This window comes from Roseburia sp. MSJ-14 (assembly GCF_018918225.1).
In the GTDB taxonomy this organism is placed as follows: Bacteria; Bacillota; Clostridia; order Lachnospirales; family Lachnospiraceae; genus Petralouisia.
In genome coordinates, this window is the sequence record NZ_JAHLQD010000019.1 from 89,000 (window position 1) to 110,999 (window position 22,000).

General features: G+C 35.2%; 20 protein-coding genes and 1 other annotated feature. All 20 genes read right to left on the reverse strand.

Annotation, left to right across the window (positions count from 1 at the left end):
- Positions 1-185: 185 nt before the first annotated feature.
- Positions 186-421 (reverse strand) — a binding site (T-box leader).
- A gap of 82 nt (positions 422-503) precedes the next feature.
- The 20 genes from KQI83_RS08025 to KQI83_RS08120 all read right to left on the reverse strand — a co-directional run bounded on the left by KQI83_RS08025 (position 504) and on the right by KQI83_RS08120 (position 21,998).
- Positions 504-2,099: an ATP-binding cassette domain-containing protein gene (locus KQI83_RS08025; protein WP_216556447.1), complete on the reverse strand. Its 1,596-nt coding sequence runs from the start codon at positions 2,097-2,099 to the stop codon at positions 504-506.
- A 10-nt stretch (positions 2,100-2,109) separates the two neighbouring features.
- Positions 2,110-3,111, reverse strand: coding sequence for a radical SAM/SPASM domain-containing protein (locus KQI83_RS08030; RefSeq protein WP_216556449.1), 1,002 nt, complete (start codon positions 3,109-3,111; stop codon positions 2,110-2,112).
- Between the two features lie 216 nt (positions 3,112-3,327).
- Complete coding sequence (locus KQI83_RS08035) at positions 3,328-4,365, reverse strand: radical SAM/SPASM domain-containing protein (protein ID WP_216556451.1); 1,038 nt, start codon at positions 4,363-4,365, stop codon at positions 3,328-3,330.
- A complete protein-coding gene (locus KQI83_RS08040) occupies positions 4,358-4,633 on the reverse strand; it encodes a PqqD family protein (protein ID WP_216556453.1) in 276 nt (91 codons plus the stop codon). The genes KQI83_RS08035 and KQI83_RS08040 overlap by 8 nt, the downstream gene beginning before the upstream one ends.
- Positions 4,634-5,115: 482 nt before the next feature.
- Positions 5,116-6,915: a helix-turn-helix domain-containing protein gene (locus KQI83_RS08045; RefSeq protein ID WP_216556455.1), complete on the reverse strand. Its 1,800-nt coding sequence runs from the start codon at positions 6,913-6,915 to the stop codon at positions 5,116-5,118.
- 136 nt (positions 6,916-7,051) lie between these two features.
- A complete protein-coding gene (locus tag KQI83_RS08050; RefSeq protein WP_216556457.1) occupies positions 7,052-7,690 on the reverse strand; it encodes a TetR/AcrR family transcriptional regulator in 639 nt (212 codons plus the stop codon).
- Positions 7,690-11,505, reverse strand: a complete 3,816-nt coding sequence (locus KQI83_RS08055) for an efflux RND transporter permease subunit (RefSeq protein WP_216556459.1) — start codon at positions 11,503-11,505, stop codon at positions 7,690-7,692. Before KQI83_RS08055 ends, KQI83_RS08050 begins: the two co-directional genes overlap by 1 nt.
- Before the next feature lie 188 nt (positions 11,506-11,693).
- Complete coding sequence (locus KQI83_RS08060) at positions 11,694-12,263, reverse strand: aminotriazole resistance protein (protein ID WP_216556461.1); 570 nt, start codon at positions 12,261-12,263, stop codon at positions 11,694-11,696.
- 101 nt (positions 12,264-12,364) lie between these two features.
- Positions 12,365-13,189 (reverse strand): energy-coupling factor transporter transmembrane component T family protein, encoded by an 825-nt coding sequence (locus KQI83_RS08065; protein ID WP_216556463.1) that lies wholly within the window; start codon positions 13,187-13,189, stop codon positions 12,365-12,367.
- A 15-nt stretch (positions 13,190-13,204) separates the two neighbouring features.
- Positions 13,205-14,857 (reverse strand): ABC transporter ATP-binding protein, encoded by a 1,653-nt coding sequence (locus tag KQI83_RS08070; RefSeq protein ID WP_216556465.1) that lies wholly within the window; start codon positions 14,855-14,857, stop codon positions 13,205-13,207.
- 57 nt (positions 14,858-14,914) lie between these two features.
- On the reverse strand, positions 14,915-16,084 hold the full coding sequence (locus tag KQI83_RS08075; protein ID WP_216556467.1) for a M20 family metallopeptidase: 1,170 nt from the start codon (positions 16,082-16,084) through the stop codon (positions 14,915-14,917).
- A gap of 16 nt (positions 16,085-16,100) precedes the next feature.
- Complete coding sequence (locus KQI83_RS08080) at positions 16,101-16,883, reverse strand: creatininase family protein (protein WP_216556469.1); 783 nt, start codon at positions 16,881-16,883, stop codon at positions 16,101-16,103.
- Positions 16,884-16,911: 28 nt separating this feature from the next.
- On the reverse strand, positions 16,912-17,511 hold the full coding sequence (locus tag KQI83_RS08085; RefSeq protein ID WP_216556471.1) for a DUF1989 domain-containing protein: 600 nt from the start codon (positions 17,509-17,511) through the stop codon (positions 16,912-16,914).
- 30 nt (positions 17,512-17,541) lie between these two features.
- Positions 17,542-18,225 carry a cyclase family protein gene (locus KQI83_RS08090; protein WP_216556473.1) on the reverse strand — a complete coding sequence of 228 codons (684 nt, stop codon included), beginning with the start codon at positions 18,223-18,225 and terminating at the stop codon, positions 17,542-17,544.
- Entirely contained in the window at positions 18,207-20,045 is a 1,839-nt protein-coding gene (ade, locus tag KQI83_RS08095; RefSeq protein ID WP_216556475.1) for an adenine deaminase, read from the reverse strand. Before ade ends, KQI83_RS08090 begins: the two co-directional genes overlap by 19 nt.
- 45 nt (positions 20,046-20,090) lie before the next feature.
- Positions 20,091-20,366 carry a EutN/CcmL family microcompartment protein gene (locus tag KQI83_RS08100; RefSeq protein ID WP_216556477.1) on the reverse strand — a complete coding sequence of 92 codons (276 nt, stop codon included), beginning with the start codon at positions 20,364-20,366 and terminating at the stop codon, positions 20,091-20,093.
- A 12-nt stretch (positions 20,367-20,378) separates the two neighbouring features.
- Positions 20,379-21,056: a hypothetical protein gene (locus tag KQI83_RS08105; RefSeq protein WP_216556479.1), complete on the reverse strand. Its 678-nt coding sequence runs from the start codon at positions 21,054-21,056 to the stop codon at positions 20,379-20,381.
- A 3-nt stretch (positions 21,057-21,059) separates the two neighbouring features.
- Positions 21,060-21,350 (reverse strand): BMC domain-containing protein, encoded by a 291-nt coding sequence (locus KQI83_RS08110; protein ID WP_216556481.1) that lies wholly within the window; start codon positions 21,348-21,350, stop codon positions 21,060-21,062.
- A gap of 69 nt (positions 21,351-21,419) precedes the next feature.
- Positions 21,420-21,713: a BMC domain-containing protein gene (locus tag KQI83_RS08115; protein WP_216556483.1), complete on the reverse strand. Its 294-nt coding sequence runs from the start codon at positions 21,711-21,713 to the stop codon at positions 21,420-21,422.
- A 3-nt stretch (positions 21,714-21,716) separates the two neighbouring features.
- The gene (locus KQI83_RS08120) at positions 21,717-21,998 is read right to left on the reverse strand and encodes a hypothetical protein (RefSeq protein WP_216556485.1); all 282 of its coding nucleotides are present in this window, start codon (positions 21,996-21,998) and stop codon (positions 21,717-21,719) included.
- Positions 21,999-22,000 lie beyond the last annotated feature (2 nt).

Genomic DNA, 22,000 nt, shown 5'->3' on the forward strand with positions numbered 1-22,000 from the left:
TTTCAATCGAGTGAGCTTGTCGGACTCTTTTGCGCCCGAGCGGTGTCGTTTCCGACTAAATTCTTCTCCGCGAGGTGCGTCTCTTTAGCGGAGCGTTTTTATATCATATGAAAATCATATACTTTCGTATTTTAATGCATCGAGTGTTTCATATGATATAAAAAATGCCCTTTACTGAAAACTCAGTAAAGGGCGAAAATCCGCGGTACCACCTTTATTCACATTACAAATATCATAATGCATCTCTCATATCCTGTAACGGGGATAACTCGTGAAAACCTACTTCGTCAAAAACTTCCACGGTTCAGTCCTCCGGTTCAAAAGCTACCTTCTACAATTCCTTCTTCAAGCGACCTTCCAGCCGATGAATCGCTCTCTCTTTCAAGGGTAATTGTGTACTCCTCTTTCTCACTACCTTTTAAATATATTTTATATATTAAGAGTTAAGTTTGGAATTGTCAAGGTTTTCTTGTGTATATTCATCTATCTTTTATAAATATTTCTTATACGTATTCTTGTATTGTTTCATAATCCCCACTTGCTATTAACCTGCCTTGCTTAATAAATAAAATTTCATCAAATTGTCGTAAATATTCCTCCTCAATATCGTGAGTTACCATTATAACTGTTTTATTAGAATCCATTATCTTACTGGTTATATTTCGAGTCATTTTATAATCAACCCCCGCAAACGGTTCATCTAATATACAAATATCTGCATTTTCAACGTATAATCTTAAAAATCCTATTATCTTTTTTTCGCCGCCGCTTAATAAATTACAATTTTCTATTTTCCTAACGCTACTTCTATTTCTGATATTATCTGGCAGTAAATTGATATCATATGCCCCAAACAAAGAAACATTATTTTCAAAGTTATCACTAAATATTATATCTTTTTGTCCAAAATAACCAACTATATTTGACTTATCATAATTCTTCACATCTAATCCATCGATAAGTATTTGTCCCTTATCAACATTAATTTTTTGCATTATTGCTTTAATTATCGTTGATTTTCCAGATCCACTATGTCCGATAATTGCATATTTTTTTCCTTTTTTAAAAGAAAAACTAAAATCTTTTAAACTAAAATCTTTGTAATTTACAACAATATTATTACAAGTTATTTCTTCCTTAAAGTTATACAACAAGGTTTTCTTATCCTCATTATGTCCTTCTAAATATGCACATACCTTTTCTCTTATATTTTTAGTAGAATTAATAGCATCAATATCATACAAAAAAGATTCTAATGGTCCTACAAAACATTCCACATATGCAAGCGCTGATGTTGCAGTTCCCAATGTTATATTCCCTTTTATAAATAAATATCCTATAATGCCAAATATAATAATATGAACAATATTAATTGCTCCTCCGCTCAAAGAAAGAGAAAGACACTTTCGTCTTCCATAATTCATTCTCATACCACTAGTTTTGTTTAATTCACTATCATGATGTTTAACAACAGCATCTCGCGTCCTTACAGATAAAATAGCATGATTTTCATACAATTCCTTAACTAATTCTACATACTTTCCCATCTGTCTCAAATATTTATTTCTACTATCTGATAACTTACCTGCCATTATCTTAGGAACAAATACAACAACTATTGATTGTATAAGAAGTACAATTCCAATTTTATAATCAATCATAATAAAAATTACTACACTATATATTATAACCATTAAAATAGACTTAACTATATCTAAGGCTGGTGTCAAGTAATCCTGTTCAAGTGTTGTAATATCATTTCCTTGTAATGAAATATATTCTCCCACACTTTTTTTCGAAAATTCATTATTTTCCATTTTTGAAATAACGCTAAAAAAGTCTCTTTTTAATTTATTTTCAAATTCTATTGCTGTTCTCCATACATACCTCTCTGAAATATAACTGGCCACTTCACTAATAGCAATTACAACAATGTATGCTCCAACTAAAAAGAGCACAAATTTTAAACCATACACCTTAGCTTTATCAAATAGTAATTTCTGCAAATATGGTACTATTGCTGTAGTAAGCACATATAAAAAATAAAACACTATTTGCAATATAATATATTTTCTGACGTATTTCATATATTTTTTCATATTTTCACCTTTAATCGTAAATTTCGCTTCTTATATTTGCTAATTCACACTCAATATTCTTTCTATTATTTAAAATAATTCCATTATCATCAAAATTTGTTAACGGACATCTATGACAATATTTTCTATTATTACATTTTTCACATTCATCTAAATCTTTCCATTTAATATTTTGAATACTATTCAATTTACTTGAATTATTCCATATATCAAATATATCACTATCAAATATATTACCAACAACATATTGATATTTTATGCAAGGTTTTACATTGCCTTTACTATCAATAACAATTGAATTTCTGCATTCCGAACAAAGTAGCTCATTTAAATTAGGCAAAACAAATTTTTTTTCTTTTAATCCATCTAATACCTTTAAAACTTGTTTAAATTCATCTTTACCTAATCTACATTCATTTTGCCAAAATTTTCTCTTAACCTGTGGTACAATATCATAATCTATCCTATAGTTATATCCATCCTCAATTGCGAATTTATACACATCTATAAAATTCTTATAATTATCCTTCAAAATACATGTTTTAATTTCAACACTAATGTTCGATTCTTTTAACATATTCAGATTAAATAGAGCCTTTCTTAACGAACCTTTAGTCCTTGTGATTTCATCATGTATTTTTTCTTCCATCGAAAAAATTGTACTAGAAAAAGAATTTATATTATAACCTACTAACTTATTAACAATTGTTTGATTTAGTAACGAAGCATTAGAAAATAAATTTAATTTAAATCCCATACTCCGGGCTTTTTCTATTATATCAAATATATCCTTTCTTGTAAAAATTTCTCCACCAGTTAGCGTTAATTGGTATACTCCTAATTTTCTTAGTTGTATAAAAATATCATATATTTTTTCTGTAGGCAGAATACTTTCTTCTCTTCCTTCTAAATAACAATGTTTACATTTCCAGTTACATTTATTAGTAATTTCTATAATTGCATTTCTCATATATCTTTTTTCTATACTTATATCTTCAATTTTCTTAAACATAATAACTATCCCTCTCAAACAATAAAGGCACAAGATAATTATCTTGTGCCTTTATCATATACACAAACATTTTATGTACATCAAATATCATTATTTTATACAACACTTACTAATTAAAATGGTAAATTAACATGTGTTGAACTACCACTACATCTACATTGTGGTTCTACAACAGTTCCCCCCTTTTTCTCTTTTTTCTTTGTTACAACTGGTTTTTCATACTTCTTCATATAAGCATCCTCCTTTTAATATTTTATATCTAATATCAGCATGTTGACATGCTAATCTAGATTTTCTCATTACATCCCCTTCTTCAAGCTGGGATATTCCTGGACATTTCAAACAAAATCCTTTTTTCTTACACCCTTTGCAAGAACTCATATCACCTAATTTTAAATTTCTTATATATTTTAATTCAGCTGAATCATTCCAAATTTCTTCAACTGTATTTTCATATATGTTCCCACATGATTTTGCAAAGGTATCACATGGATATACATCACCTTTACAATTAATAAATAATGAACTCCTTAATCTATTACAAACATAATCTTCATCAGATAATTGATTTTTCTTTAACAAACCAAGACTCTTATCCTTAAAAACATTTGTTAATTGCCCCCCATTTAGCCTTAATTTTAAATTTGATTTATTGCCATCATTCTTTTGCGTAACAATTGTTGACAATATATAATCGATTTTTCTTTCTTTACAAAATTCCTGTATATTTTTATAACAATTAAAATTTTTTTTCATAAGTACAGTTTTTATCTCTACATTAATCCCATATGCAATTAATAATTCTATATTTTGAATTATTTTTTTTAGGCTTCCTTCTATCCCCATAATTTGATCATTTATACTCTCATCCAAAGAAAAAACTGTACATGATATTTTATTTATGAATAATTCTCTTAATTCTTTAATAGAATTCTCATCAAGTAATGTAATATTAGAAAATAATGTAACATTAAATCCCATTTGTCGTGCCTTTTTTATTATACTGAAAATATCTTTTCTACAAAATATTTCCCCTCCTGTAAAAGATAAATCATACACTCCTATTTTTCTTAATTGATATAGTAAATTAATTATTTTATCATAACTCAATCCTATGTTATCATGATTCGGAATATAACAATGTTCACATCTTAAATTACATGTGGAATTAACCTCAATTCTCACCTCAAATAATTTTTCTCTTTCAGCTAAATAATTTGTAATATATGCTAAACTCATTTTTTCTTTACACATTTACTACTACATCCTCATCTATTAATTCTTTTATAAACTCCTCAGTATCTTCGAATACTACATCATATTCCGTTTCATATTCAATGCTAATTTTCTTTACAGTCTGTTGAAACGAATTTTCATCTAAAACAAGGCTTTCCCAAATTCTTTTGGACACCCCTTCAAAATAGAACCATTTAGAACTTCTATGATTAAATATATATACTAAATCTAAATCTGGTTCAATCTGCCAAGATATACTTTTAGAACATCTAATGTTTCCAAACATTTTTCAACTCTCCTCATACAAAATTTATAAACCTCTATAAATACTATTTACAAATACACACTATCCATTACAATAATGTTACCATTATAAAACTCCGTTATATATTTCTCCTTTTCACCAATATTCACTTTACAAAGCACTATCTGTATCAGCGTTTATTGATTTTTATTTTAAACTCTAACGCATAAAAATAACATGACGTTTTCGGAAAATTATCTTTCCCAAAACGTCATGTTATTTTTTCTTTTCCTCCCTTATAATCAGCTACATTGAAACTTAACACAAATGAACACCGGAAGGAGAACTTACTTATGATGAAAACACTCACAAAAAGACTTTTAACACTTATGTTTACCGGATATTTACTTTTATGTCCAATTATAACTGCTCAAACAGCTAACAATAATCCAGCAGTTTCATCCCCATTAGATAATATGGACGAAACATTTCTTCTTTGTCACTGATACCACTTCTTATTTGTATCAATTTGTATCAAATTTTTTTTCATAATATTCTTTACATATTTTATGATTACTCTTATTTTCAAACAAATCTGTTAAGTAAAAGACTTTGATATATAAATTGTCATAGTCTTTTTTCTTTTCCGGCATCCATCTTTCTAAATTCCACGCAACTAAATTCACACACTCCGCAAGCATCTGTCCATCTTGATTTTTTATAGTTTCTCTAATACACTCTTCTACCAATTGCATACTTTTCTCATATTCTTTAATATCAGAATAAATAACAGCTAATTTTTTTTTCAAAACTCCAATTTCATACCATGATGAAACACTTTTTCTTGCATCATTTTTTAACACTTTTTCAATAACTTCAATTGCACCTGAATAATCTTTGCTATTTTTCAGATAATCCAGAACTATATTTTGAATAATTTCTATTTCCGTTTTTGTATAAAAACGCTCTATTTTTTCGTCACTTGGTATAGTATATTGTAATACTTTTTTTAATTCATCTTTCCCCTGGCTTAACTCTAAAACGCCTTCTGCCTTTTTCACAATAATCTCCATAAAATCAATATACTGCCGATTCTGCACTTCGCTCATATCTAAATGTCCTTCTAATTTCTTTAATAGTACCTTGGCTTCTTCAGTTTTTCCATCAATAATAGCTAATCTTTGTTCCGACATTAAAAGAAAATCACTATAATCATCTGTAACTATCTGACCCCAATAATACCCCACATTTATTTCTAACTTTTCTGCTAATTTTAGATAATTCTTTTTGCTCGCTGCTCTTTTTCCACTTTCAATTCTTGAATACGTCTCAACTGCACAAACTCCTTCACTTAATTCTTCCTGCGTTAATCTTTTTTGTTTTCTTCCTGTTGCCAAATATTCATTCATCAGACATATTCGTTCATTCCCACTATACCAATTTTCCAGTCGAAATTCTGTTGATGCACCGTATTGCTCCATAATACTCACTAATGCTTCTCTTTGTTTTTCATAAATTCTTGCTGTTTCATCCCCTCTTTTCTTCAAATCACAAATTAAAAGTCGTAATACTTCTGGCATATCATAAATTTCCCGTGTACTTTTTAATAACTTTAAGGCTTGTTTTTCTTTCCATATTCGTTCCTCTACTGACATTTCTTCATTCAATAACAATATTTCTGTGCACACAAGGCGAGAATATACCTTTACCTTCTCAAATATATCATCTATTTTTTTCTCTACATATCTTTCTAATTTTTCAAATACCCCTTTTATCTCCTTATTTCTTACTAATTGGGTTTTCTTTTTCCCATACAAATACAGCAAAATTAAATTAAATTCATCTGAACTAATTAAACTTTCTCCATCCCATTCCTCAATTGAAGGAATGGTATATGTAATTGCCTTCGTTATACATTCGTAAAATTTTGAAACATTGTTTTTGCCCTTAAGTGCAATAACTGCATCTAAATATGCATTGTATTGTTCCTGTAATATTTCATTAATTATTACATTTCTTTCTTCACTCTCTTTACGTAGCCTCTTCACTTCTTCCCACTTCTGCTCTCCTATTGCGTCAGATACTTTCTTCTTCCACTCGTAATATTCTGCATCTCGTCTAGAAAGCATAATATTAACTCTGTCTGCTGATTTTCCAAGACGCTGTAACAAAGTATAAAATAATAGGCTATCTACTACATTTTTTCCCGATTCATACTTCGACAATGCCGATACCGAACAAAGCCCATAGCACAACTCTTCCTGTGTAACTCCCAATGTAGTTCTAACATTATATATTATCTGCCCACTTTTTATCCTTTTCATCGGAAACATCTCCTCGCCTTCTATATTGCACCTGTTTTTATCATATCTACATGAAAAAAAATTGTCAATAACACCATATAACCAAAAAGAGACTACTACTCACTCAAAAGTAATAGTCTCTTTCCTCTCTTAAATCTTAATTCAACAACTTTATCATATTTTCATAGGCAACTTCTTTGGCTTTCTCACTATCTACTCTTGCATAGATTCCCTGATAAGTAATATAAGTGGCATACCCCATCACCTGTGATATGATTGCAGTCTGTATTTTATAGTAGTCTGTTTCCTGAATCAGATTTTCTTTTCTTGCCAGCTTTGCAACCTTTTCTACCAGTTGTTTTACAATGCCAAAACACTCTTCATGTTTTTTCATTTCCGTTAACATTTCACCACCATTGGTAGTATCCTCATGCAGTATCTTTATAATGACTGCAAATCCTCGGTACTTTCCAAACACGGAATCCATCAGTGCAAATCCGGTCATGATAATCTCCCGGAAACTACGCTCACTCTCTATCAGTTCTGCAATCATTTTTACATGCTTTTTTCCTTCATATTCCAATGCCCCGGCAATAATCTCTTCTTTGGTAGAAAAATATTCATACGCAGTTCCTTTTCCAATGCCTGCCTTTGCCGTAATTTCTGATACCGTAAGGCTGTTTAATCCTTTTCCGGAAGCAAATAACTCCAACACAGCTTCAAACATTGCCTTTACTTTTGGCGGATATTCCTCTGCCCAAAATTCTTTTTCATAACTTTCCACAAAACTTTCCATTAGATTTCTTCCTCTACCATACTCTTATTACTATAAAACAGGTCATAGATACACGGCACTACAATAAGTGTCATCAGTGTTCCATATATCATACCACCAATTGTTACTACCGCCATTGGTCTTGACATATCAGAACCCATATCATGTCCAAAAGCTGTGGTTGACATAGCAAGGATTGTGGTCATTGCCGTCATAAGTATCGGACGAAGACGTGTTTTTCCTGCGGTAATAATAGCTTCTTTTTTCTCCATTCCGCCTCGGCGAAGCTGGTTGATATAATCTACCATTACGATACCGTTATTTACAATAACACCTACCAGCATAATAAATCCAATCATTGCAATAATACTGATTTCATTATTGGTAAAGAATAATGCCAAAAATCCTCCGGTCAATGCTAGTGGAATGGTAAACAATATGATAAACGGTGCTTTTATGGATTGGAACTGTGCCACCATAATCAAGTAAATAAATGCAATCGCAAGCACTAACATTAACATCAACTGTTCCATTGCTTCATTAATATTTTCATCTTCTCCCTGCATTTCAATAGAATATCCATCCGGGCACTGATATTTAGCTAATGCATCTTTTACATCACTTCCTACCAATCCTACGTTATATCCATCTGCAATAGAAGCCTTTACACTAATATAACGTTCCTGTCCTTCTCTGCTAATGGTACTTAATCCTTCTGTTTCTTCAAAATCTGCCACATCACTCAGCGGTATTTGAGACTCTTCTCCTGTCTCCTTATCTGTATAGGAAAAGGTGAGATTTTTCAGTGTTTCAATACTTGCATTTTTCTGCTCTACCGATTCTAAATAAACATCATAATCTTTGATATCTGTTGATATGGTTGCATCTGCCTTGGTATCTTCCATCTGGGCATACACTAACTGATAAATCTGTGCCACCGTCATTCCATATTTTGCTGCTTTTTCCTTGTCTACGGTAATGCGAAATTCCGGTGTGGTTTCCTCTACCCCATCCGATACTTCTGTGGTTCCTTTTACGCCCTTAACAATTTCCGCTACTTCTTTTGCCGTTTTTTGCAAGGTATCCAGATCTCTACCTTTAATCTGAATCGATAATCCTTCTCCCATTAACGAAGTCATATCCATAGAAGATGCATTGGCAGTAATTTCACCATCCATATCTTTCGTCATATCCATTATCATAGCAGCAATTTCTTCATTACTGTTCTTTTTATCATCCTTTAAAATCAAATACAAGGTAACATCGTTTCCACTACTTCCGCTCAATGACAGGGTGGTTCCTCCACCTGCCATGGCACCAATAGATTCCACATCATCAATGGTCTGTATCTTTTCTGTTACTTTATCTGCTAACTCACAACTTTCTGCAAAGTCTGCATCCTTTGGTGGTGTTACGGTTACTGTCATCTGTGTACTTTCCATATCCGGGAAAAATGCAGTTCCCTTTGACATGGATGCAAATGCGCTCACTACCAATAACACTACCATTGCAAGTAAGACTAATGGTTTTACATGCAATAACTTTTCTAATAATGCACCATATACATTCTGAAACTTCTCAAACCAAGGATGTTTGATATCCTTGGTTTTTGTCAGCATTTTAGAGCCCATCATCGGCACAAAGGTAAGGGCTACGATAAGACTGGCAACTAATGCATAAGTAATGGTAAGTCCCATATCCACAAACAACTGTCTGGTGATTCCTTCTGTAAATACGATTGGTGCAAATACACAAACAGTTGTCAAAGTAGATGCTGCGATTGCCCCACTTACCTGTTTTGCTCCTTCAACTGCGGCCTTTTTCGCCGGTACACCTTCGTTACGCATACGATAAATATTTTCGATTACTACAATGGAGTTATCCACCAGCATACCAATTCCAAGTGCCAATCCCGATAAGGAAATCATATTTAAGGTTACGCCACTAAAATACATGAGTACAATAGCGAAAATAACAGAAATCGGAATAGATACTGCAATTACCAATGTTGGTTTTATATCTTTTAAAAACAGCACCAGTATAATAACTGCCAAAACCGCTCCGTAAATCATATTATTCATTACGGAATCTACAATCATGTCGATATAAATACCCTGATCCATCAACACAGATACATGGAGGTCTTTATTGGTTTTCTGTAAAGATTCTATTTTATCATATACACGGTCTGTTACATCTCCGGTGGAATATCCGGTCTGCTTTTCAATTGAGAGCATAACGCCGGGGTTTCCATCTACTTTTGCATAGGAATCTGCGGAATCATCTACCACTTCAATGTCCGCCACATCAGATAAATGTATGGTATCTACGCCTTCCATTCCTAAATCCATTAATACCATACTTTTCAGTGCATCTACACTATCTACTGCATCTCCTACACGCACCATATACTGAACACCGTCTTCATTGATATATCCTGCCGGCATGGAAAAATTCTGTGCTGTCAGGATTCCGCTTAAGGTATCCATGGTAAGAATCGTATTCAAATCTGCTGCTTCATACGCACTGTCCTTTTTCTCTTCAAATTCCTGCTTTGCCTGTGCTAACTTCTGTTCGCCATTTATCAACTGGGCAGATGCATTCCCCATCTCTAAAATCCCGGATATTTCACTGGAATTAATCGTAGAAAGTGCATCGCTTAATGATACTTTTCCTGCCTGAATATTATTAAGAGCTGTCTGAATCGTTGCAATCCCACCATTTACTTCTATCAGGCTCTGTTGTGCCTGTGCAAGGGTCTGGGTAATATAAGAAAGCATTTCTTCATAGGAATCTCCATTTGTAGTTCCGGTTCCAGTCTCCGGTAACATCCCTTCCGGAAGTTGTCCTAAAAGTCCTTGTATATTCCCCTGCAACTGTGCTAACTGATTTTGTATTTCTGTGGTATCTTGTCCACTCTGTTCTAACTCAGCCAGACTATTTTGAAGCTGATTTCTGGTATTTATCATATCCTGTATCTGTTGCTGAATTGACTGCAATACCGGAATTCCGCTTTCCAAAAGGCTCTTGGTATTTTGTAACTCTGAAAGCTTCGCTTTTAATTCTGCCTCTGTCTGATACAACTCAAGCTGTTTTTGAGTAATCTGTGTCTTTGCATCATTAAGCTGTCCTGTCATAGCATCCTGACCACTTGCAAGCTTATCTTTTCCGCTGTCTATTTCTCCTTGCGCAGAATCCATTTCTTCTTGGGCTTCCGAAAACTTGGCATCTAATGCAGCTGTAATTTTTGCATTAATTGCATCAATCTTTTCCTGATTTAACGTGACCTGAATAGATTCTTCTGCCGTTCCGGTTGCAGATACAGAGGCAACACCTTCTACACTTTTTAATTCCGTAATTAACTCATCATTGGTATAATCACTTAACTCAAGTGTATCCATTCCTTCTACATCCACTGTTGCAATCATAATTGGCATCATATCCGGATTGATTTTCATAATAATCGGATTGCCTACGGTATCCGGCCAATAACCCTTAATCTGATCCAGACTTTCTCGCATTTCCACGGTAATGGAATCCATGTTGGCAGTCTGCTCAAATTCCAAAATCACCATGGACATATTATTTGAAGAACGTGATGTAATATTTTTAATATTGGATGTACTAGCCATAGCACTCTCTACCGGCTCTGTCACCACACTCTCCACTTGTTCCGGACTCGCTCCGGCGTAACTTGTAATTACAATTGCATATGGCATATTCATACTTGGTAACAGATCCGTGCTCATCTTACTTAGTGACACAAATCCCAGAATAATGACTAATACAATTCCCACGATTACGGTATAAGGTTTCTTTACACTGAATCTTGACATCCACTTTCCTCCTTAATTTTCTATAAATTGTTTCCCGACCGACCAGTCAGTTTTCTTTATTATAAACATATTTTTTGTCAAAAATCAAGCTATTGCGCGGAGCGTTTTTAATGTAATAGGACGCAATTTCCAATTGCACAAAAAAGGAGCTGTTTCCAGCTCCTTTTCACGCGCGTATTCATTACTTCTTATATATACGGTACAATGTTTCTTATATTTTTCATTCTCTTCGCAAGTAACAAAATAACAAATGGTGTCAATGTAATTGGTACAACATCGGCAATACCAATCCATAAAATACAATATACATATCCCAATCCTGTGAAATAGGAAAGTGAAATACTGGTAGTAAGAATCATCAATACTCCAAATAAAATACTCCAGAATAAACTTACTCCTATAAACTTTCCTTTTCCTTTCTCAATTAATCCTAAAACATCTTTTTTTCCTGCCTGTAAATGTATCAGTGCCGGAAGTGCTGCTGATAATCCTACTGTAATTCCATCTGTCAATGGGGAATGTAATGGAATAAAGTTTCCAGAAAGTAATGCCCATACAACAGTTCCGATATATCCTGAGAAAAATCCTGTTACTGGTCCAAATAAATATCCAATAGCTACCGGAATAAATGCAAACGTACGGAAATGAACTGCACCCGGAATCAACGGAATCGGACATAGATATGCCCATAAAACACCTGTCAAAACACCAAATACAACAAAAAATACAATATTTACAAATGATAACTTTTTCTTCATAATGTTTCCTCCTCTGTTAAAAAGAAATTTATGTAATTATTTCTGATAAATATAATATATAAGCCCTTTTGTACGCGCATCAAAAAAGCTTTTATAATCTTCTATACTGCAATATAAAATTGCATATGCAAAACTACGGTAATGGCGATTGCTACTGCATTTGCCAAAATAAAATATGCGTCATATTTACTTGCTTTTATTTTCTTATATGCAGTTCTATGTACCGAAAAATTCAACTGGTAATAATGCATTGCCAATGAAATTGATTGTCCCTTACTTATAACTCGAAACAGCAATGGCAGTGAAAATGTAACATAGTTTTTAATTTTTGTTGTCCAGCTACACTCTTCTATCTCCAAGCCTCTTGAACTTTGCGCCTCCATAATTGCCTTAAGCTCTGTAATAATCATTGGAATAATCTGAAATACCAATCCGATTCCAAAAGCAAGTGCATAAGAGATTTTCCATTTCTGTAAGCCCAAAATAATTTCACTGAAATTCGTGGTAAGCAACACGGTATAAAAAGATGCTATCATCAAAAATATTCTGAGAGAATATACCAGACCTTTGTATATGTCATACCAGTCAAAACAAAATAAAATTTTCTGACCTCCTATAAAAGGAATCATGGCTTCATAAAAAACAGGACCATTTCCTGCTTGTGGTCGTTCAAATAATCCTAAAATAAACCATAAAAGGAATATGAAAATTAAAAGTACTTTCAATTTTTGAAATAATATAAAAATGTATTTTTGAATTTTACATACGTTCCACATTCCAACAAAAAACACTAATAAAAATAAAAGTGCTACTCCTGACTTCACCAAACTGGTAAGTATCGCCATCACAATAAAAAAGACGAACTTTGTTCTCGGGTCCAGCTTATGAAGCAGGGAATCTCCATCTACATATTTTAAATAATCCATATTCTTTCCCTCCTTTTACTCATTCCGTTGCTCTAATACTTTTCTCATAAAATCGTCAACCTGAAATACAACTTCATCCAATCCCAACTTTTTGGATAACTGTACCACCGGTGGCAACATAATATTGATTTTCTCAAAAATATCTTCCCGTTCTACCAGTTTTTCCTTGGTTCCCTCAAATAACTTTTCCCCTTTATTTAAAATAACTGCGTAGTCTGATACCCGAAATACTAACGGAATTTCATGACTTATCATAATAATTGTTTTTCCCGCTGCCTTTAAATCTGCAATCATTTTCTCTAAATCTTCTATTAGGAATCCGTCCATTCCCAATGTTGGCTCATCTAATATAATTACGTCTGCACTGGAAAACAAGACTGACAAAATGGTAAGCATATGTTTCTTTCCCATGGACAAGTTCAATGGAAACGTCTCACGTTCTTTTTCCAAATGATAGTGTTCTAAAACTTCTGTAATATGTTCCTCTGAAAATGGCACCTCCTGCATACGCGCACAAAAGGTCAGTTCTTTTTCTACGGTTTCTTCAAACAGCATATGTTCCGGATGTTGAAATACCAGAATAATATTTTTTGAAATCTGTGCTACTGTCTTTCCTAATATAGAAGCTCCTTTATACAGCACTTCTCCGCTCGTTGGTTTATGTAATCCATTCAGATGTCTTACAAACGTGGTCTTACCGGAACCGTTTTGTCCTAAAATAGCAATTACTTTTCCCTTTGGAAGTTGTGCATCTACATGATCTAATGCGGTAAATCCGTCATTAAATTGCTTTACCAATTGTTGCACTGTAATAATTGGCTCCATTTCCTCTTGTAACGCTTCCTTTTGAAGAATTTCTTTTTTCTTCACTTTTCCCTGTAATTGTGCGAATGCCTCATCTACGGTATAGAATAAATCTATATCCTGAAACTGCTTAGATAACCCCCGGTACAACTCTACTTCCTGTGGAAGAATTACGCCTAGTTTTTCCTGAAGTTCAAAGTTTTTGAAAAATTCATCTCTGCTTCCATCAAAAACTACCTCTCCTTCTAAAAGTCCGATAACATGATCGACAATTCCTGCTGACCATACCAGATTATTATCTACGAGAACCGTTGTATTTCCACTGTTGCTAAGTTGCCCTAAAATATCCTGCACCATCTTTTTTCCATTGGGGTCTAAGGAACTTACCGGCTCGTCCATAATCAAAATATCCGGTTTCATAGCCAATACAGATGCAATACATACCGATTGTCGTTGTCCACCGGACAGATTATCTACGCTTCTTTTTCGTAAATACTGTAAATTCAGAAGATCTAAGACATATTCCATCCGCTCTACAATTTCTTCCTGTGGCATCCCTATATTTTCCAGTCCAAATGCAATGGCATCCTCCACGCCATATCCAAATAACTGGTTTTCCGGATTCTGACTGACGACACTGACAAACGTATCTTTTGGAACATCAAAACTTCCTTCTAATTCTCCGTTATTAATAAGCTTTGGTATTACCTGACTAAATATCTGCACTAAAGTTGATTTACCGCAGCCGCTTGGTCCTACAATTGCCGTTACTTTTCCTTTTTCAATGGAAAAACTTACATTTTTGAGAACTTCTTCTCCATCCTTTGTATATTTATAGCTAATATTGTTTACTCTATAATCCATTGGCCTTTCTCCTTCCTATATACAGAGAACAAGGGTGTTTTCTCCATATTCTTTCTTTCAAAACACCCTTGTTTCTCCCATTCCTTCTATAAATATCTTATAGTATTCTATTGCTTCCTCTATCTGTGATATCTCTATCTTTTCGTCAGTTGTATGACATTCCTTAGGATCTCCCGGGCCAAAAATGACAAACGGAACAGAAATATTTTTAAGTACAATGGAGGCATCTGTAAAAAAACGTACTGCACTACATTCAAGTGCTTTTTTCTCCTTTTCAGCCGACTGTAACAGACTTTCTATAAAACTACTTTCTCTTTTCATTTCAATCGCCGGTCGGTCTGTTAATACTTCCACACTTACTGACAATCCCTCTTTTTCAGCCATTTGGTTTTTGCAAATATGTTCTGCCAATTCCAGTAGTTCTCCATGTCTCTGACAATTTTCCTCTAGTCGTGGCACTGTGCGGATATCCAGATAAAATTCTGCCCTTTCCGGTATCATATTGATTTTTACTCCACCGGAAAGTTTCGTCAGGGAACAGCTTTCTTTTCCCAATAGAGGATGACTGTAACTTTTTTTCTCCCATTCCCTTTGAAATTTCTCCACGATTTGGATTCCCTCTTCTAATGCATTTACACCAAGACTACTCATAGACGCATGACACCCTATGCCATTTACGGAAAATTTCAACCACAAAGTTCCCATTTCTCCTAATCCCAGAGTATTCCCTGTAGGCTCACATACAAACAAAGCCTTTATCTGTTTCACCTCAGTTTGTTTGCAAAGCTCTGCTATTCCCTTTCCCTGTGCTTCCTCATCCGCAGTAAACATAAAGAGTATTCCATAAGGAGGTTTTTCGTTTTTTTCCCGATAATATCGGTAAAGTAACAGCATGGCTGCTACTCCGCCTTTCATATCTGTGGCTCCTCTTCCATACACAATGTTGCCTGCTCTTTCGGTTGCAAATGGGTCATGCTGCCATTCTGCTCTGTCACCTGCCGGAACTGTATCTAAATGTCCCGCAAACCCAATATACTCTTCCCGCTGTCCTTCTAACCACACCAACAGACAACTTCTGCCTGTTTCTATCGGCACTTTTTTATACCGCGGTTTCCAAGGCTCTAACCATTCTAATATGTTATCTACAAGAACTTCTTCTCTTCCCGGCGGATTTTCGGTATTGGTTTTTATTAACATTTCTAACAGGCTGTAAATATCCTCTTCCATGTCATTTTTTCCTTTATTAATAGCCAAATTTCAACAATTCTGTTACGATCTCACCCAGTTTTTCCACTGCGTACTGCAACATTTTTTCGCCCTTTTCGCCGGTGGCTTTACTTGGTGTTCCGATTACACCGCTTTCGGTTACATCTCGTGTTTTCCATCCCATATTTACCGGACCATAAAGAGACACATACTCATTATCTTCAAACATCTTATCCGGTGTTTCATCCACTAATCTGGACATATCTACTGTCTGTGGTGCCAATGCAAGCATTAAAGAAGTTTCCAGTTCACAAGCATGAAATACACCATATGGGCTTTCTGATTCTTTTTCTGTCTTTAATAATTCCTGCCAGAAAGAGGTAAACCACCAGTCAAATACATACACATCAATGCCATATTTGATTCTTAAGTCTCTGGAAATCAGGTTTAACAGGTCTGTATTTCCACCATGACTATTCGTCAAAAGCAGACGCTTAAATCCACTTTTTACAATACAATCTGTAAGTTCATCAATCATGTCATACAAGGTTTTGGCTGTATAAGTCATGGTACCTGCAAATCCCATATGCTCATTACTTTTTCCTACAAACAACTGAGGTCCGATAATGACATTCTTTCCCGGGAACTCTTTTTCCTTTGCAAATTTTTCAAGCAATCCCTCCAGAATAATACTGTCTGTTCCTACCGGAAGGTGATGTCCATGCTGCTCTATTGCTGAAATCGGAAGCATTACCAGCGACTCCTCTTTGTTTAATTTCTCCATATCTTCACTAATTATATTTTTCCAAAAAGCAACCATTTTTCTCTCTCCTATCTTCTATTAACTTCTAATCTTCTGCTAACTGTAATTCCAAGGGTGTTACTTTCATTCCATTTACGGGAACAAAATCCTGCGAACAGGTGGTACATGCACATACACAATCCTCTAAGGCAACCAAACGTACATAATCTCCTGGCTTTGAAAGCGGGTCTTTAATAGTGTAATCACCATACTCGTTCATTTCATTATTCATAAACCAGTTAATTGGATCCGGTAAATGTTCTCGGTCTATGGGATAGTCTTTCAATGCCTCTAATAAATTGTCATGGCAGTTTGGATGATTTTCCACTCCAAAGTCTACCTTATAACGATAGTAATCACATGCCGGGAAAAAGAAGTCATGCTTTCCTACGGTATCCTCTGCAAACTGCATCAGACCTCTTCTATAATTGCTATAAAGCATATCTCCGATGCGCAAACGAATACTGGACAAGGAAGATCTCATATGTACCGGTGATACATGCTCACTATAATCGTGCATGTTGTAACAAACGAAATCTCCTACCTGCTTTCCTTCGATATCTACAATATAAAGAGATTCTCCTTTATGAACTTCAATACTTCTCGCCGAATATGGTGGGATTAAAATTTTTTTCTTTATTCTCATATAATGCCTCCATTTTCATATGAAAGAGTTTTACTCCATCAAAATTGCAATTGCTCTGATGGGCGCACCGCTTCCACCACGAATCTTTAATGGCAGTCCCACATACATAAAACGCTTTCCTGCCACTTCTTTTAGATTGCATAGATTCTCTGTATTTAACATCCGATATTTCTGACAGATGAGATGCCCGGAATATTTCATATCATCCGGTCGGTCAATGGAAGGAGTGTCTACACCAATATTTTTTACCCCTTTTCTACCTAGCCATTCTGTACCGGAAATATCTAATCCGGTATAATCTGTCTGCCACTTGTCTGTACCGTAATTTCTATCATAATGTCCTGTGTAAAGTAATACGATATCGTCTTTTTTTACATACTGACCGCTTTTTCTTTCGGCTTCTTCCAACACTCTGTCTGTGATAAACTCTGTTTCTCTCACATGACTAACATCCAGACACACTGCCTGTCCGATAAAATAATCCAGTGGTGTTTTTTCTATGGTAGCTCCATGTGGGTCAGATTCATAAAGGGCATCTGTATGAGTAGGACCATGTTCGTTAATCAACAAATTATTGGTGGCAAACATAAAACCACACTTTTTTAAACTTTCCTCATGAGTGGCATTGGGAAAAATTAAGGTCTGTTGATGCATGGGGAACACCGACATTCCCTGAAAAATTTCCTGGGTTAAATCTACCATTCTGATGTCCATTTGCGTTCGCTCCTTTCCACCGTTTCAAGCACCGTGCCTTTTTCAACATCTATCAGTCCATAATCGGTTAATTTCCATGTCGGACTTGTTACTAAGGTCAGGAAAGATAAATGCATAAATGGGTCATGAATTTTACATCCCATTTCCGTTTCTGCTGCTGTGGAAATCATATCAAGCCGCTCTGCAAGTTCTTCTGCTGTCATTTCATCACTCATTAAGCCTGCCACTTTTAAAGGTAAATCTCCTACTATTTTTTTCTCTTTAATTAAGGCAATTCCGCCTTCCATTGCACATACACGATTTGCCGCCATTTCCATATCTTCATAATTTGTCCCCACCACCAGAAGATTGTGGGTATCATGTCCGATACTTTGCGCAATGGCACCTGCCTTTAATCCGAATCCCCGTACAAAGGTTTTTCCAATTCGCTGACTTTTTCCATGTCTTTCAATCACAATAAATGGTAATAAATCTTTTCCGATATCCGGTTGTAAAATTCCATCTTTGGCTTCTACATTTTCTCTGATACATTCTGTAAGATTCTGATCTTCTATCACCTGAATTCCTCTTACCATCTCACTGTGATTTTCTGTATGAATCTGAAATGCTTCTTTTTTTATCTTGCCGCACTTCATACTATGTTTTACGGAATCCGGATATGGATAGTGGGGAATGTCTATGCACAATTTTCCGCCTTGTGCCACTACTTTTCCTTTTACTAATACCGTTTCTACTTTCATACGATTTAAGTCAGATAAGACACAGATATCTGCTGCTTTTCCGGGTGCTATTACACCAATGTCTTTTCTTCCGTAATGTCTCGCAGGGTTAATGGTTGCCATCTGTATGGCTTCTACCGGGTCGATTCCCTGTGCAATGGTTTTTGCAATCACGCTGTTCATATGACCACTTTCTAATAAATCTCTTGCTGACATATCATCCGTTGCAAGAACTAACTTACCGGAATCTATTCCTTCCTCTTTTACGGTACGAATACATTCTGCCATGTTCTTTTGAGTAGAACCTTCTCGCATAAACACAGTAACTCCGTTTCTTACCTTTTCCAAACATTCTTCTTTGGTCGTTGTTTCATGACAGGAAGTCTCACCACCGCACACCAATATATGTGCCGCTAAATCTTTTCCAAATAATCCCGGTGCATTTCCTTCTATGGTTTTGTGATAACTCTGTGCCATTGCGGAGGATACCAGTAAGTCATCAATCACTTCTTCTGCATGTTCATAAACACTTCTGGTATTACTAAATCCTTGCATTTCTCCCAAACCTGCTACATTATCTTCTTCCAATAGCTTTTTCAAGAAACGGCTGTCTATTTCCTGCCCCGGTGTTTCTAATCCGGGAACATCCGGAACTAACGCCGGAACAGTAAACAAAATTCGATTTGGAAGATATGTTGCCTCTTTCAACATTGCCTCAATTCCTTCCAATCCAGAAACATTGGCTATTTCATGGGGGTCTGCAAATAAAGTTGTTGTTCCTCCCAGTAAAGAAAGTTTGGAAAATTCCGTGCAGGTCAACATAGAACTTTCAAAATGCATATGAGCATCTATAAATCCCGGAGAAATATACTTTCCTCTGACATCAATTACTTTTGTTTTCTCACCTTTTACTTCTTTACAATCACCTACCAAAAGTATATATTCATTTTTTATCGCCACATCTGCCTGATAGATTTCTCTGGTCAATACATTTATCAAAAATCCGCCTTCTAATATTACATCTGCGCATCCTTGTTTTCCCATTAGAATATCTATCATTTTTCGATATTGTATTGGCTTTTTTTCTTGCAGATCATTCATACTATGACTCCTTTTCGCTTATCTCTTACTCTTCGCTTTCATAAGCTACTGCTTTCCATAACAATCGATTCTATCTACGATTGCAACAATTGCTGCATCTACCGGAGCTTCTGAATTTCTCATTGCACGACTGGCAACTGAGCCACAAGCATACAATACTGTTTCACCAACTCCGGCACCTACGGTATCTACTGCTACCAGTTCTTCTCCCATGTTTTTTCCTTTGGCAGAAATTGGCTGCGTAATCATCAGCTTCGTTCCCGTAAGATATTCATCTTTTCTCGTGGCCACAATCTGACCTGTCACAACTCCTAGTTTCATACATTTTCCCTTCTATTGATATTCCACACAGATTTTCTTTTCTCTGATATAATCTGCTGCCAATGGTGTAAAATAAGCACCCTTTGGAATGATTACTCTGCTGTCCCAGGCAACAACATCTTCCATGGTATACATATGATGTTTCTCATTGTTGGCTGCGCTTTCCCAAATTCCCGTATTTTTCCCTGGATTCTCCTGTTCTTTTTCCACACCGCCAAACATTTTTTCTAATTCCTGTTTTCTCAGAAATTGTATCCGATACATGTCACAGATTTTTTTCTTTTTCTCCTGCAATCTCTGCACCGGTTCCGGCAAAAAAGCGGATTCTTTCCACGGATTTTCTTCCCATAAATATACCTGCATCCGATTGGTAAAACACAATGTAAGTAATTTTACTTCTGGTTCTTCCAGTAATCCGTTTTCCAGTGAATCTATTATTTTTGGGGGCATTCCCGCAAGCAAAACAAACTCAATTTCCTCTAATACTCTTTCCGGAAGATTCGTACTCCAGCCTTCCTGTTCTAACATTCCTTGAGAAGTTCCTGCTTCTTCTGGTATCATACAGATTCTCAATGGATACTTTCTTTTTAATTTTTCTAGAAAAAATAACATTCGAACATCTTCTGCCATTTTGGAACAACATAGCACAAGGATTCGGCTACTTTTGTTATCATTTCCTCTTTCTTTCATGCTTTACGCTTCCTCTACAACCGCTGCACTTAAAATGGTACGTTCTACCTCAGTATGTGGTCTTGGAATTACATGAACAGAAACCACTTCGCCTACTCTTCTTGCTGCATTTGCTCCTGCGTCTGTAGCTGCCTTTACCGCACCTACATCTCCTCTGATCATAACAGTTACCAGACCAAAGCCGATTTTTTCATACCCTGTAATTTCTACATTTGCTGCCTTTACCATGGCATCTGCTGCTTCAATTGCTCCAACTAATCCTTTTGTTTCTACTAATCCTAATGCTTCTTTCATCTTAAACTCCTTTCAGAACTTTTTGTTCTTCATCTATTTTTTCTATTACTGTTTTTCTTAAAGCTGTTACTAAATCTTATTGTGATACATTCCCTGTCTCACCTTATTGTCTAAATTCGGAATAACATTGCTTGCAACTACTTTTCCGACCTCCTGTGCTGCCTGTGTTCCTGCTTCGATTGCTGCTTTTACTGCTGCAACCTCTCCTCGTAAAAAGATTGTTACACCAAGGGAGCCACCACTTCCAATTGTGTTTTCAATCCGTAAAATTTCTACTGCGGCTGCCTTTAAAGCTGCATCTGCTGCCATCACGGCAGTTCCGTATCCAAATGTCTCTATAAATCCCATTGCATTTTCCTGCATTTCCTACACCTCCTTTGCATGTAGTCTTATCCAACGCAAATCTTCCTCTAACATATCTGTGCTTTGGGCTGTTCCAAACTTCACCTTACTTTCCGGTTCTGTATCTACACAATAAAAAGCACTTTGTTGCCTGGGCTGTACTCCTACTCCCCTTTTATTTCGTTGATAATTTGGGCGATAAATGGTCTGATTCTGTGTGTTTTGCTGATTCTGTGTCTGAATCGGCTCTGTTTCTCTGCCTGTTCCTATAATATGTTCCACTACAGACTTTACAAATTCATCCATTT